We start from the raw sequence: 13,755 nt of genomic DNA on the forward strand, positions 1-13,755 counted from the left end.
CTCAGTGGTGGCCTCCGGCCGCCGGTTCCAGGACGAAGACGGGGATCTCACGCTCCGTCTTCTTCTGGTAGCCGGCGTAGTCGGGGTACGCCTCGACCGCGCGCTCCCACCAGAGCGCCTTCTCCTCGCCACTCACCTCACGAGCCGTCATGTCCTGGCGCACTGGGCCGTCCTGCAGCTCCACCCGAGGGTCGGCCACCACGTTGTGGTACCAGACGGGATGTCTGGGGGCGCCGCCGAGCGACGCGACTATGGCGTACGTGCCGCTGTGCGCCACCCGCATGAGCGGGCTCTTGCGGATCTTTCCGCTCTTGGCGCCTCGGGTGGTCAGGATGATGACGGGCATGCCCCGCAGCGTCGTTCCCTTGGTGCCACCGGAACCCTCGAACAGCGCGACCTGGTCGCGCACCCACTTTTCCGGGCTCGGCTCGTACTCACCCTCAAGAGGCATGACATCTCCTGTCGTCGAAGACTGGCGCTGCCTGCTCAACGCCCCGGGGGCACGTAATCATCCCCGGGGCGTACGTAGAAGCACCGTGCGGTTGACGCGTCCCGGTGGTGCGCCGGCTGGGCGCCGGTGGCATGGGGCAGGTCTTTCTCGGTCACTCGGCGAGCGGTCGGGCCCGTAGCCGTGAAGCTGGTCCGCCCGGAGTATCGAGACTCGGTGCCCGTGACCGGTTCACACGGTGCTGGGCACGCGTCTGCGAGATTCGCGGGCCGGGACCTGAGCCGTATCCAGATGGCCTAGGGCGGACCGGTGCCCGTCGCGGCCCTCCGGCGTGCTCGGACCCGTCGATTCGTGCCCGAGCCGCGTGGCGTCGGACACTTCAGCAGGTGAGTGACCGATCATGTCCACAGACCTGCACCACTCCCCGAAGGCGGGCGTAGAGGCCGCGACCGGGGGTACGAGATCGGCACCGACCACGAGGGCTGCGGTGATGGACACGCCCGTGACGATGTTCAGCGAGAGCCCGGAGGACCCGTTCGCTCTGCGCCGGGCGGCGTCGGTGGTGCTGGACGACCGCGGGAGGGTCGTCGGCTGGAGTGAGCGGGCCGAGCAGTTGCTCGGCTTCTCGGGTCCGGAGGTGATCGGCCGGCCGGCGTTGGAGTGCATGGTGGATCCCCGCGACCGGCCCGCCGTCAGCGACGTCGTGGCGGAGTGCACCAGGGCACGCGGTTGGTTCGGGGTGCTGCCGGTCCGGCACCGCGGCGGGTACCGGGTGGAACTCGGGGTGAGGTCGCGCGTGGTCACGAGGGCCGACTCCGTCCAGGAGTGGTTCCTGGTCGGCGCACCCGCGCAGGAGGTCACCCGGTGGGAGCTGGACCGTGCGGTCCTGGACGGCATGTACCGCCGGTGCCCGATCGGTCTTGTCGTCCACAGCCCCGACTTGGAGGTTTTGCGGGTCAACCAGGCGATCGCACGGGTGAGTGAGATCCCGGTCGAGCAGCATGTGGGCCTTACCACCGCCGCGCCGCTGGTCGACGAGGATGCCGAAGTGGCGCGGAACCGGGTGCGACAGGTACTGGAGACCGGACGGCCGGTGATCTTCACCGAGCAGTCCTCCCGGCTCCGGCGAGATCCCCACCGCGAGCTGATCGTATCCGCCTCGGCGTTCCGGATGGAGGACTCCGCCGGCCGGATCATCGGCGTCGCCGAGCTGCTCGAGGACGTCACCGACCGCCACCGGGCCCGGCGCCGGCTCGCTCTGCTGAACGAGGCCAGTGCCCGCATCGGGACGACGCTGGACGTGGGGCAGACGGCTCGCGAGCTGGCCGATGTGGCCGTTCCCGGCCTGGCCGACTGTGTGTCGGTGGATCTGCTGGAGCCGGTGTCCCGGGGCGAGGAACCGCTGCAGGATACGGCCGGGCCGGTTTCCCGGACGGCCGTCCGCAGCGTGTCCGCTCGTCAGGCGCAGGCGATGCATCAGGTCGGCGAATTGATCCGCCTCCGTCCGGATGCACCGCAGGCCAGATGCCTGGCCGGGCGGCGACCGGTGCTCGAACCGGCCGCCGGCGTCTCCGCCGCGTGGTACGCGATGGAACCCCGGCCCGCCGAAGGCGCCGCCGATCCGGGTGTCCACTCGCTGATGGTGGTACCGCTCGTGGCACGTGGCCTCGTGCTGGGCGCGGTCAGTCTGTGGCGGTCGCGGCGCCCGGAACCGTTCGAGGAAGACGACCTCGTACTGGCCCAGGAGTTCGCCTCCCGCGCCGCCGTCACCATCGACAACGCCCGCCGCTACACCCAGCAGCAACAGGCCGCGCTCACCCTGCAACGCAGCCTGCTTCCGGGTGACGTACCCGAACACCCGGCCATCGAGGTGGCCCACCGCTACCTGCCGGCCAGTACGGCGTCAGGGCTCGGCGGCGACTGGTTCGACGTGATCCCCCTCTCCGGGACCCGTGTTGCCCTTGTCGTGGGCGACGTCGTCGGCCACGGCATCCACGCCGCCGCCACGATGGGCAGGCTGCGCACCGCCGTGTACACCCTGGCCAGCCTCGACCTCGAACCGGACGAGGTCCTCTCCCGCCTGGACGACTTGGTCAACCTCCTGGCCGCAGAGCAGGAAGCCACCGACGGAGACCTGCCGCCGACCGAGCAGATCGTCGGCGCGACGTGCCTGTACGCGGTATACGACCCGATCTCCCGACGCTGCTCCGTGGCGAGTGCCAGCCACCCACCGCCGGCGGTGGCGACTCCGGAGGGGCAGGTGAGCCTGCTCGACCTGCCGGTCGGCCCGCCGCTCGGTCTCGGCGGACTGCCCTTCGAGCCCTACGAGTTCGAACTCGCCGAGGGCAGCCTGCTCGCTCTCTACACCAATGGGCTCGTCCAGGCGCGGCACGGAGACATCGACGAACGGCTGGCGCGCCTGTGCGCAAGCCTCACCCACCCCGAGGAGGCACTGGAGCAGACCTGCCAGGCGGTGCTGGACTCGGTGCTGACCGGCTACCCCACCGATGACGTCGCGCTGCTCATCGCCCGTACCCGGGTACTGCCACCCGAGAAGGTCGCCACCTGGCAGCTGCCGGCGGAACCCACCTCGGCGGCCCGGGCGAGGGCGCTGACAACTGCCCAGCTGACCGAGTGGGGACTGGAGGAACTGACGTTCACCACCGAGTTGATCGCCAGTGAGCTGGTCACCAACGCCTACCGGTACGCCGGCGGACCGGTGGTGCTGCGCCTCATTCATGACGACACCCTGATCTGCGAGGTCTCCGACACGAGCAGCACGTCCCCCCACCTGCGCCGCGCTCGCAGCACCGACGAGGGTGGGCGCGGTCTGTTCCTGGTGGCCCAGTTCACCGAGCGGTGGGGCACCCGCTACGCGCGTGACGGTAAAACGGTCTGGACGGAGCAGGCACTGGGTTCAGCGCGGCCTTGGAGTTCGTAGGGAAAGGCGTTGGAAGCGCCGGTGGGTGATAAGGCATGTACCGATCAGGCGGGCGAACGTCGGATCGAAGGCCACCGGTCCGAACACGCCCGGCTCGCCCCGGGCCGTACGGCGGCCGGTCAGGGAAGCCGTACGGGCCGGGCCGACTGGTCGCTGTCAGGCCGCGGGCATCAGCACGCGGGTGGCTCCTTCCTCCTTGTTGTGCCGGTCGGCCCAGTTGGCGAGGGCCGTACTGCACGCGTGATCGAGGTGCCGCAGGTCGAGCAGGTCGAGCTCGATGTGCCGGTCCTTCGGCAGTCCTTCGAGGGTGTCGAGGATCCGGGGCAGCCGGAGGAAAGTCGCGTTGCCGGAGAGGACCACACGCAGGGGGCCGTTCCGGTCAGAGGCTTCATCCACCTGCACTTGGACGTGCGACGTCTCCCACGCCGTCTTCGCGACGGCGAGCAGCAGCCCTGCCAGCACGCCCTCGAACATGTTCGTCGCGACAATGGCGACCGCCGTCGCCACCAGGATCAACGCCTCCCCGCGATGCTCGCGCCACAGTGGCCCTAGTTCCTTCAGCGGGATGAGCTTCCAGCCGGAGAAGACCAGAATGCCGGCGAGCGAGGCGACCGGTATGAGGCCGAGCGCAGCGGGCACGAGCGCCGCGAAGAGCAGCAGCCACACGCCGTGCAGCACCCGTGACGCCTTGGTCCGGGCACCCGCTTGCACATTGGCCGCACTGCGCACGATGACCGCGGTCATCGGCAGCGCCCCGAGGGCCCCGCACAAGGCGTTGCCCGCGCCCTGCGCCATCAGCTCCTTGTCGTAGTCGGTGCCGGGTCCGCTGTGCAGCCGGTCGACGGCGGCGGCGCTGAACAGACTCTCCGCAGAGGCGATGAGCGTGATGGCGACGACCGTGCCGATCGCCCCGACCACTCCGGCATCGGTGATGCTGCCGAGGTCGTCGAGGGAGGGTGGCCGGATCGCGCCCAGCAGTCCCTGTACGTCGACCCGCTTCACGGGCAGTGCGAACAGCGCCACGACGGAGGTGGTCAGAGCCACGGCAGCCAGCGGTGCGGGGACCAGTCGGACTTTCGGCGGCACGTGTTTCCACAAGGCCATCAGTACGACGGTGACCGCGCCGAGAGCGAATGCGGTCAGCGCCTCGGGCGAGCGGGCCGTACGGATGAGCAGATCGGGCAGCCCCATCAGGTTGGCCGGGCCCGAGCCGGGCGCTTTGGCGTCGGCCATGGCGTAGAGCTGACCGGCGATCAGTACGAGGCCGATCCCGGCCAGCATCCCTTCCACCACGGCGATGGAGATGGCGCGGAACCAGCGGCCCAGCCGCAGCGCGCCCATGACCAGCTGGAGCACGCCCGCGATGAGGACGAAGACGCCCAGGGCCCCGAGTCCGAATTCGGTGACCGCTTCGAGCACGAGGACGGTCAGACCTGCGGCGGGTCCGCTGACCTGGAGGCTGCTGCCGGGGAGCAGTCCGGTGACGAGCCCGCCGACGATGCCGGTGACCAGGCCGAGTTCGGCCGGGACGCCCGAGGCCACGGCCACGCCCACGCACAGCGGCAGGGCGACCAGGAAGACGACGACGGACGCGGTGAGATCGGATCGCAGTGTCGAGGCGGAAGGTCGCTCGGTGCGGGGCGGCGCCGCCCTTCGGTGGCGTCCACGGTTCGCGCGTTCGGAGTTCCCGGGTTCGTGGTTCCCGCGTTCGCGGGTGTCGGCGGCGCTCACAGCGGAAGAAACGCGTCGTCGTGCGCCCGGTGGACGAGCACGGAACCGGTGTGTATCTCGTAGAACCAGCCGTGCAGGCTCAGTCGTCCTTGCGCGGCCCGGCGGGCGACGCACGGGTAGTCGCGCAACCGCTGGAGCTGGCACAGCACATGGTGCTGGACGGCCTCGGCGATGGCGGGGCACGAGGGGTCGGTGAAGAGGGGCGGGGGAGACGCACTCTCCAGCCAGCCGCGGACCGCGGGTACGGCGGAGAGGTCTTCGCGGCGCACCATCGCGCCGACGGCACCGCAATGGGAATGGCCGCAGACGACGATGTCCGCGACGCCGAGCACCTCGACGGCGTACTCGATGGTGGCCGCTTCGCTCGAGTGCCGGCCGGGGTCGTGTTCGGGGATGATGCTGCCCGCCGTGCGGAGTTCGAAGAGCTCGCCGGGTCGGGCGCCGGTGATGAGGGAGGGGATCACCCGCGAATCGGAGCAGGTGATGAACAGCGCCTGGGGGGACTGACCGTCCGCGAGGCGGCCGAACTCCTCGGCGCGCGCGGCGGCCCGGTGCCGGAAGGCGCGGGCATTCTTCATGAGCATGTGCATGGGGGTGTTCCTCCAGCGCGCCCAGGGCGCGAGGTGGGGAGCCGTCATGTCGGATCGCAAGTGGGGGGAGTGGACGGATCGATCAGAGGTGGAGGACCTGCAGCACGGCACGCCGTGCTGCCGGGCGCTGTCCGGTGGGACCGGGAGCCGATGCCCCGTGCACCGAGGAGGCGGCAGTGCCGCCGTCACCCGCCGGGGCCGGGGGAAGGCCGATCGCCTGTGGGCGTGGCTTGGCAGGCCGACGAGCTGTTGGGCCGGCCGCCATTGCGAGGGGGCAGCTTCCCCACGGGATCCTGATCGTCCCGCAGAGCAGCAGGACCGCGAGCGACAGGCTCCACACAGGGGCAAGTACGCCCGATGCTGCGTTTCGCCGTGCCACGGTCCCTCCCGACTTGGCCATAGAGGATTGGTCCAACTGGCCAGTAACTCCAGCCTCTTGAGTCACTGTGACACCACGACGACGTAAAAGTCAGTGATTCGTTAAACATTCGTGAGCGTCACACCCCTTGACAGTCGTCACATGGCGGAGATGCCGCGGGTCACCCCAGCTGAGGCGCTGATTGCGTCCGGCATCGCCGCAGGCGCTGAACCGCGACGCTCATCGGGCGGAGGATGCGTGAGGCAGTTCCGGACCCAAGTACCGTGCCATCGAGCCTCCGTCATCCGGTCCGGACGTGCTTCCGCGAAGCCTTCGCCCGATCCTGCTTCGGTTCGCCAGCACCGCTCCCAGGACAGACCGGGCACTGAAACGCGCAACATTGACGCAAGCCATAGAGGCGTGCTCCCGGCTGGCATCCGCTCTCCGTCGCAGGTCAAACCACATCGGACCGCAGAATTGATTTTCTTTCAATCGCAAGGGTGGTTCGGCGAAGCGACTGTTGCGAGCAGTACCGGTGTCGCCTCTACGTTGATCGCGCCCCCTCTGCATTCCGACCTGGCAGCCCATGCCAGTTCGATCACCGCGCGCTGATTCACGGCGTGCGGCAGATCGCATCGCTGTGCCTATTTATCGCATTCAGTCATGTATGGCCATTTTCCGCTTGCATACAGCCCCCGCCGGAACCGCGGAACGGTCGTGCATGCGGAGGCCGTCACGCCATGAGGAGTCCCATGTCACGACCACGACTGTCCAGGCTGATTTCGGCGTGCGCCGTCATCTCCGCCCTGACCGCCCCCCTCACCATCTCCCTCCCGGCCGCTGCCCACGACAGCGGGTTAGGACACAGCGGGTTAGGACACAGCGCGTCAGGAAGTCATTCCGGCTCCCGGGAGAAGGAACCCGACACCGGCAAGTTCACGGTGGACAAGGCCGAGGCCGCTGTCCTCGGCCAGGAGCACGCCGAGACGCACGCCCGGGCTCGTATGCGGGCTGAGGACCTCGGCGACTACCCGCAGCCCATGCGGACGGGGCGCCTTGAGTCACTCACCAAATCGCAGGCGACGCACAACGCCAAGTTCAGCGCGCGTGAGTACGGGGCTTTCAAGGAATACTTTCCGTCCCCCGACTTCGGCGTGCATGTGGCCCAACTTCCCACCGGGAAGGTTCTGTTGTTCTCTTTCGAGAGGGTTGAGACCAACCCGACGAAGGAGACCGCCCCCACCCAAGTCGTCGGCAAGGCGAACGCGGGCCGGGCGTATCTCTGGGACCCTGCCAAGGGCAGCGGCGAAGACGCGTTCAAGAAGGTCACGCCACCCACCATCAATATGCCGGACGGCAAGAACGAAGCGCGGCCCGCGCCGTTCTTCTGCGCCGGCCACGCCTTTCTGCCCAATGGGATGCTCGGTGTCTTCGGCGGCAATCTCGGCGGCAACCACGGCTCCGGGGCCAAGCTGTCTCTCGTCTTCGACCCCTGGACCGAATCGTGGTCGCTCAACGAGCAGATGTCGGTGGGGCGTTGGTATCCCAGCGCCGTCACCGGCCCCGACGGGCGGATTCTCATCATGTCCGGCCAGTCGGAGCTCGGCTGGGGAACGCCCACGCCCATCGTGGAGCGTTTCCCGGCGCTGAACCATCCGGTCCCGACGACCAAGACCGACGTTCCCAGGAACGTACCGGTGGACGTCTTCAAGGCGGACGCCCCGTTCAAGCACGACTATCCGCATCTGTTCTCCCTGCGTGACGGCATGATCTATGGGCTCGGCCGGGATCACGACCAGCAGTGGCTGTTCGATCCCGTCGCGGAGACCCGTACCAACCTGGCTGCGCGGCCCGACAAGTTCATGCGCAACTACGGCTCCGCGGTGCCGCTGCCCGCCGGTTTCAAGGGCCCCAACTCCGTTCTGGTGCTCGGCGGCAACCGGGACGACCCGAACACGTACCAGCTCGCCGGCGGCAAGTGGAAGACGAAGGAGGCACGGGCCTTCGGCCGTACGCAGGACGACACGCTGATCCTGCCGGACGGCAACCTCCTCACCGTCAACGGTGCTTATGACATCCGCGACTACGGCAACGGTCAGTACAACCCCAACGCCGACCTGAAGTACCGGCAGACCGAGATGCGCGACGAGGGCGGCGACTGGAAGCTCGGGCCCGCCCAGCGGCTGCCGCGCGGCTACCACTCCAACGCCGTGGTCCTGCCCGACGGCCGCATCATGGTCACCGGCGACGAGGCCCAGCAGATCGCCAACGACCCCGACATCAGCGACGACATGGACGGCAGCATCGAGATCTACGAGCCTGCCTACCTGCACAACGGCGAACGCCCCGACCTCACGGCCGTGCCCCGGCGCACGCTCGGCTACGACTCCCGGTTCAGGGTGCTCACCTCAGCCCCGGAGGACGTCAAGCGCGCTGTCCTGCTGGCGCCCACGACGGCGACCCACTCCGTGAACTTCAGCCAGCGCCATCTCGAAGTCCGTATCAAGAGCCGCGGCGACGGAGCACTCGAACTGCAGGCGCCGCCCTCGGCGGAAGCTGCGCCTCCGGGCTACTACATGCTCTTCCTCCTCAACGAGGAAGGTGTGCCCAGCACGGCGAAGTTCGTGTCGTTCGGTCCGCCCGCCGCCAGGTGACGGTCGCCATACCAAGGAACCCGAAGGACAGGAGGCGGAATGACCGATCTGACGCTGCGGGAGAGCACCGAAATCCAGGGCGATGTGCTCGCCGGCTTCAAGAAAGACCACGTACAGCTGCTGTTCCTGAAGTTCGACGACGCGATGCGGGCGCGCACCTGGCTGCGGCGCCTGAAGCCGCGTATCGCCACGACCAGGCAGGTCGCAGCGTTCAACGCCGCCTTCAGCGAGGCGCGCAGAAACACCGGGGGTGACGACCCCAGGGCTCTCACCGCCGTATGGCGCAGTGTCAGCTTCACTTACGGCGGCATGCGGACGCTGACGGGCAAGGAGCCCTTCCCCGAGACTTCGGACGGCACGACACAGCACGCGTTCAAGCAGGGCTCCGCCGTGCGGGCGGGAATGCTCGGGGACACCGGGGAAAGCTCCCCGGAGAACTGGCTCTTCGGAGACAGCAACGCGCAGCCCGTCCACGCGGTACTCACCATCGCGGCCGACAAGGTCGAGGAGCTGCGGTCTGCCCTCGCCCAGGAGCGGCAGGAAGCCTCCATTCACAAGGTGGTGATCATCTTTGAGCAGGACGGGGGGACCCTGGCGGGAGACCGGCGGGGCAAGGAGCACTTCGGCTTCAAGGACGGCATCAGCGAGCCGGCCGTGAAGGGGTTCGACCCGCCCGACCCTGAGCGTCCCGAGTGGAAGAAGGGCAGCCCGGGCACCAGGATCGTCCCTGCCGGCGAATTCGTCATCGGTGAGGAGACGGTCTGCGGCACGCCCTCCGGTCTTCCGGACTGGGCGAAGAACGGCTCGTTCCACGTCGTGCGCCGGCTCAGCCAGGATGTTCCGGGCTGGTGGGCACAGATCGGGGCGCGGCTGAAAGAACTCAAGGCCTCGAAGGCCGTGCCCCCGGAGGCCACCACGGAGTGGCTGGCAGCCCGTATGGTCGGGCGCTGGCGTTCAGGCACACCCGTGGCGAAGTGTCCGCACGCCGACATGTCCTCCGATCCGGAATCGGCGAACGACAACAACATCAGCTTCGCGAACGACCTGGAAGGGGAGATCACCCCGCTGTTCTCCCACCTCCGCCTGACCAACCCCCGCGACGGCCTTGCCTTGAAGAAGGGCGACACACCCGTCCCCGAGAACGGCAAGCTCGACGCCCGGCGCATCATGCGTCGCGGCATCCCGTACGGCCTGCCCTTCGACCCTGCGGGAGCGGCCGGCCACGGCCCCGACGCCGCTCGCGGTCTGGTCTTCGTCAGTTACCAGGCCGACCTGGTCAGTCAGTTCGAGTTCATCCAGAAGGACTGGGTCAACGATACGAACTTCCCGGAGCGCCGCCCCAAGGTCGGTGCGGACCCCATGATCGGCGTGACGACCGATGTCACCTTCGTGGGCAAGCAGGTGCGCTTCGAGCAGTTCGTAAGGACCGAAGGAGCCGTGTACGCCTTCACGCCGTCGCTGTCGACCCTGGACCGTCTGGCCGACGGCAAACTGTCGGACGACGCCCCGAGGATCAAAGACATTGTCACGGAGAACGGCAACCACGAAGTCTCCGCCGTCTCCACCTTCTGTATCGGTGACGTCGTCGATGCGGGCAAGGCGAAGCTGACGCTCCAGGACGACGGCAGGCTCGTCGTCTTCGACGAGAACGAGGACCCTTGCTGGGCCTCGAAGAACCCCGCCACGAAGGGCGCTCGCGCCGTCTTCCAGGAGGACGGCAACCTCGTGATCTACACGACGGACAACCAGCCGGTGTGGGCCTCGGTGACCCATGGCCACCCGGGCGCCAAGCTCGTGGTCCAGGCCGACGGCAACGTGGTGATCTACGACCGGAGTGGCACCCCCATCTGGAACACCAAGACGCAGCACTGACACAGCACTGCCCACCCGAACAGAACAGCCCGCCGGAGGACCGGCGGGCTGTTCTGCGCCGGCGAAGGGGCGTGCCCGTTCTGGAAGAACAGGTACGGGGCGACGCCTTCGGCATGTGTTCGGCCTCTTCGGCATCAACTGGCTGTCGACTTCAGCGAGCAGCAGGCCTGATCAAGACCTGTGAGCAGGGGTTTCAGCTGACGGCGCCGTCGCCATGTGCCAGCGGCCACTCGCGGTGCAGGGCGCCCAGGGGGATGCGGTGCTGGAGGACGGGGGTGCCGAAGATGGACAGTTGGAGCTGAAGCCATCCCGTCAGATCCACGCCGCCGTAGAGCTTCCAGGCCCCGACGGTGGATGCGGGTGTGGCGACGACGGTGGCTTCCCCTCGTACGTACGGGGCGACAACGCCGGTGACGCCGACCGCACCGTACAGCCCGACACTGGCCTCCGCGCCGAGGGCGGCCTTCACCTTGCCGGCCGCGGTCAGCTTCGCCTGCACCGGGGTGCTGGTGATGTCGGAGGTGCTGACCGGCTTCCAGCCGCCGGCCTTTGTGTAGCTGCCGCCGATCCGGAAGCCGCCCTTGAGGTCCTGCTTGACGTCGACGGTGACGGCGCCGTCCGCCGCCACCTGGACGTACGCCGTGAGGTCGAGGTTCACCACGACCGGCACCGGCCCGACCTGGATCACGGGATCGGCGTGCAGTTTGGCGAAGGGGATCCGCACCGGCTTTCCGCCTGCGACGGCTTTGCCCTTCAGCGACCACTGCGAGGACCAGTCACCGGTCAGCCCGAGGAATGCGCTGTCCGGAGCGATGACGGAGGAACCGTCGTAGGAGAACTCGACCTTGGGGGCCAGCTGCACGTGGCCCGCGACCGCCGCAGCCCCCGACAACGGAGCACCCTCTGTGACCGGGAGCGGGACCGACGCCCCGACATCGATCCGCAGGCTTCCGAGGGGCACCTTCGCGCCCTCGGGGCCCACATGCACGTTTCCTGCCTTGGCCCAGGAGACCTTCACTCCCTGGACCAGCGGCTCGACGTCGAAGCTCGCCGGATCGACCGGGACCGTGCCGTTGGCCTTGTCGTCACCGAGCAGCGCGCCGAGCGTCGCCGCTTCAGTGCGGACCTCGGTGCCCTTCTCGGTCTTGCCGGCCACCTCGGTTACCTTGGCGAGCAGACCGTCGGGGGCCCCGGGCGCGGGCCCACTGGCGATGACGTCACCGACGGCTGGGGCGTTCTCGTCCGGACCGGTCGCCGAAGTAGCATTCGCCGTTTCAGATATGACCGCCCGTCGACTGTTCCGATCGTAAGACGCCACCTTCAGTGGCGACTTCTGCGCCTTCCCGTCCCCGGCTATCCGAGCGACGGCAGTCGGCTGTTCGTCGGGGGCCCCTGCCACGGGGAGTTGCCGCGAGGGGCTGGGGTAGGGACTGGGGTCCGGATGCGGGACGCTGGTGCGATGCGGTGCTTGCGCACCGTCGGCCGCCGGGGGCGGTGCCTGGGAGCCGGCCGAACAGCTGGTGGAGAGCAGGGAAATGGAGGCCAGAGTCGCTAACAGGGCGTTTCTGGCAAGGCGCTTGCGCACGTGTGAATCCTCGGGGCGTGGTGGGGGATACGCACAACAGGGATTGTGACTCGCAGATACCAACGAGTAACAACCGGCCGTACGATCCCACATGCATCACTCGCACCGCCACTCGGTCGCTCCGCCACGTCGTCGCCCCGACCTCGCCCGTCCGCCGGGCGGCCGGCCTCCGGTGGCCATGGGAGAAGCCGGCGCCACTGCACAGACTCACTCCCGCGTGGGTCCGGCGTGGGTTTCAGAACCCGCGCACGAGGGCCGCATCCCCAGCCAGCGCACTGAATCTTTCCTTCCAGGCCCCCGGACGCCCCCCGGCTCGAAAAGACCGACCCGGCAGAAGGGCACAGCCAGCCCAACTTCTCGTAGCTTGATCAGTGCTCTGCCCATGCACTCCGCCACCGAGGACCCGTCAGCCCGCATTCCACCAGGCAGAGGTCCGCCGCTGGCAGCGAACGTCATATAACAGGCTGAGCTCTTCGTTTACGCCTGGGGTCGAACGGCGCCTCGAACTAGACCCCCGTTTCGTGCAGTTCAACGGACATGAGGGCGGCCTTCGCCAGATCCTGTGCCCTGCGCCCCTTGCCCTTTCAAGGTATTGGGGGACCTCTGCGTCGAGCCCTCGCGCGGTGACGTATCGACCGTGGTAGTCGACAAGCATGCGAATGAACAGTGCCGCAGGCCCTTCTTCTCTCTTCGCACGGCTACGCCGTGTGATCAGCCGTTCACCAGTCGGACGCGGATGGAGGCGGAGCAGCGATCTCGACCTGTGGCAGCGTTCGCTGGGCTTCGCCGCGCTCGGGATCCTGACGCTGGTGCCCCTGCTGATCATTGTCTCCTCGGCCGACCCGGAGCATGGGCGGGGGTTCGCGCAGTGGCTGGGGGAGGGGCTCGGCGTGTCGACGGCTGCCAGAGAACAGGTGGAGCAGCTGTTCACCCCGCCCGGCCAGGCCTTGCGGACTACGACCGCGTTCGGCATTGTCGCGCTTGCCGTCTTTGGCCTGACCTTCGGGGCAGCAGTGCAGACGGGCTACGAGGTGGTCTGGGATCTTCCCCCGGGGCGCTGGTGGGCCAGGTGGCGGCATGTGGTGTGGCTCGCCATGCTCACCGGCTACCTCTTCGTCTCCGCGACCACCACGCTGCGGCGCGAGTCCCCGGCGGGCGCCTTCGCAGCATCGCTGAGCGCCGTCCTGTTCTTCTGGTGGTCGCAGCGGATGTTGCTCGGTGGGCGGGTCAGGTGGCGTGCCCTGTTGCCCGGCGCGGTGGCCACCGTGATCGGGCTGCTCGGTCTCAGGGTCTTCTCCCTGCTCGTCTTCTCGCCGTTGATCGCGTCCAACGCGGTCACCTACGGTTCCTTCGGAACCGTCCTGGTCCTCCAGTCCTGGCTGGTCGGTGTGGGCGTCGTCGTTTTCGGCGGTGCGATGGTCGGCCGTCTGTTGCACGAGGAGCTCCCACGCGTGGCACATGCGATGAGACGGAGAGGATGAGTTGCGGCCCAGAAGACAGATGGCACGCTCAGTCCCCATGTCGTCAGTTGGGCCAGCAGAACCTTCGTTCAGCAGACATCGTCGTCCGCCCGCAC

8 protein-coding genes are annotated in these 13,755 nt (G+C 68.3%); 4 read left to right on the forward strand and 4 right to left on the reverse strand.

Going from position 1 to position 13,755, the window contains the following annotated elements:
* Position 1 precedes the first annotated feature (1 nt).
* Complete coding sequence (locus tag PXH83_RS30620; RefSeq protein ID WP_274564767.1) at positions 2–451, reverse strand: nitroreductase family deazaflavin-dependent oxidoreductase; 450 nt, start codon at positions 449–451, stop codon at positions 2–4.
* A gap of 487 nt (positions 452–938) precedes the next feature.
* Here PXH83_RS30620 and PXH83_RS30625 point away from each other — a divergent pair, with 487 nt between their 5' ends.
* On the forward strand, positions 939–3,389 hold the full coding sequence (locus PXH83_RS30625; RefSeq protein WP_274565220.1) for a SpoIIE family protein phosphatase: 2,451 nt from the start codon (positions 939–941) through the stop codon (positions 3,387–3,389).
* Positions 3,390–3,545: 156 nt separating this feature from the next.
* Here PXH83_RS30625 and PXH83_RS30630 read toward each other — a convergent pair whose 3' ends face one another.
* Positions 3,546–5,000: a SulP family inorganic anion transporter gene (locus PXH83_RS30630; protein ID WP_274565221.1), complete on the reverse strand. Its 1,455-nt coding sequence runs from the start codon at positions 4,998–5,000 to the stop codon at positions 3,546–3,548.
* Positions 5,001–5,116: 116 nt separating this feature from the next.
* Complete coding sequence (locus tag PXH83_RS30635) at positions 5,117–5,710, reverse strand: carbonic anhydrase (protein WP_274564770.1); 594 nt, start codon at positions 5,708–5,710, stop codon at positions 5,117–5,119.
* A 1,110-nt stretch (positions 5,711–6,820) separates the two neighbouring features.
* On the opposite strand from PXH83_RS30635, the gene PXH83_RS30640 reads away from it, so the two are divergent.
* Together PXH83_RS30640 and PXH83_RS30645 are read left to right on the forward strand one after the other, a co-directional pair.
* Positions 6,821–8,722 (forward strand): galactose oxidase early set domain-containing protein, encoded by a 1,902-nt coding sequence (locus tag PXH83_RS30640; RefSeq protein ID WP_274564771.1) that lies wholly within the window; start codon positions 6,821–6,823, stop codon positions 8,720–8,722.
* Positions 8,723–8,761: 39 nt separating this feature from the next.
* Positions 8,762–10,594, forward strand: coding sequence for a Dyp-type peroxidase (locus PXH83_RS30645; RefSeq protein WP_274564772.1), 1,833 nt, complete (start codon positions 8,762–8,764; stop codon positions 10,592–10,594).
* Between the two features lie 193 nt (positions 10,595–10,787).
* Here the strand turns inward: PXH83_RS30645 and PXH83_RS30650 are convergent, their stop codons facing one another.
* Positions 10,788–11,750 carry a hypothetical protein gene (locus PXH83_RS30650; protein ID WP_338054743.1) on the reverse strand — a complete coding sequence of 321 codons (963 nt, stop codon included), beginning with the start codon at positions 11,748–11,750 and terminating at the stop codon, positions 10,788–10,790.
* A gap of 1,082 nt (positions 11,751–12,832) precedes the next feature.
* On the opposite strand from PXH83_RS30650, the gene PXH83_RS30655 reads away from it, so the two are divergent.
* The gene (locus PXH83_RS30655; protein WP_420803268.1) at positions 12,833–13,660 is read left to right on the forward strand and encodes a YhjD/YihY/BrkB family envelope integrity protein; all 828 of its coding nucleotides are present in this window, start codon (positions 12,833–12,835) and stop codon (positions 13,658–13,660) included.
* Positions 13,661–13,755 lie beyond the last annotated feature (95 nt).

It is taken from the genome of Streptomyces spiramyceticus, assembly GCF_028807635.1.
GTDB classification, from domain to species: Bacteria; Actinomycetota; Actinomycetes; order Streptomycetales; family Streptomycetaceae; genus Streptomyces; species Streptomyces spiramyceticus.

Bases quoted from the DNA above. Each gene is read 5' to 3' on its own strand.
- PXH83_RS30625 (WP_274565220.1), top strand. From the start codon at position 939: ATGGACACGCCCGTGACGATGTTCAGCGAGAGCCCGGAGGACCCGTTC.
- PXH83_RS30620 (WP_274564767.1), bottom strand. From the start codon at position 451: ATGCCTCTTGAGGGTGAGTACGAGCCGAGCCCGGAAAAGTGGGTGCGC.
- PXH83_RS30645 (WP_274564772.1), top strand. From the start codon at position 8,762: ATGACCGATCTGACGCTGCGGGAGAGCACCGAAATCCAGGGCGATGTG.
- PXH83_RS30655 (WP_420803268.1), top strand. From the start codon at position 12,833: ATGCGAATGAACAGTGCCGCAGGCCCTTCTTCTCTCTTCGCACGGCTA.
- PXH83_RS30635 (WP_274564770.1), bottom strand. From the start codon at position 5,710: ATGCACATGCTCATGAAGAATGCCCGCGCCTTCCGGCACCGGGCCGCC.
- PXH83_RS30640 (WP_274564771.1), top strand. From the start codon at position 6,821: ATGTCACGACCACGACTGTCCAGGCTGATTTCGGCGTGCGCCGTCATC.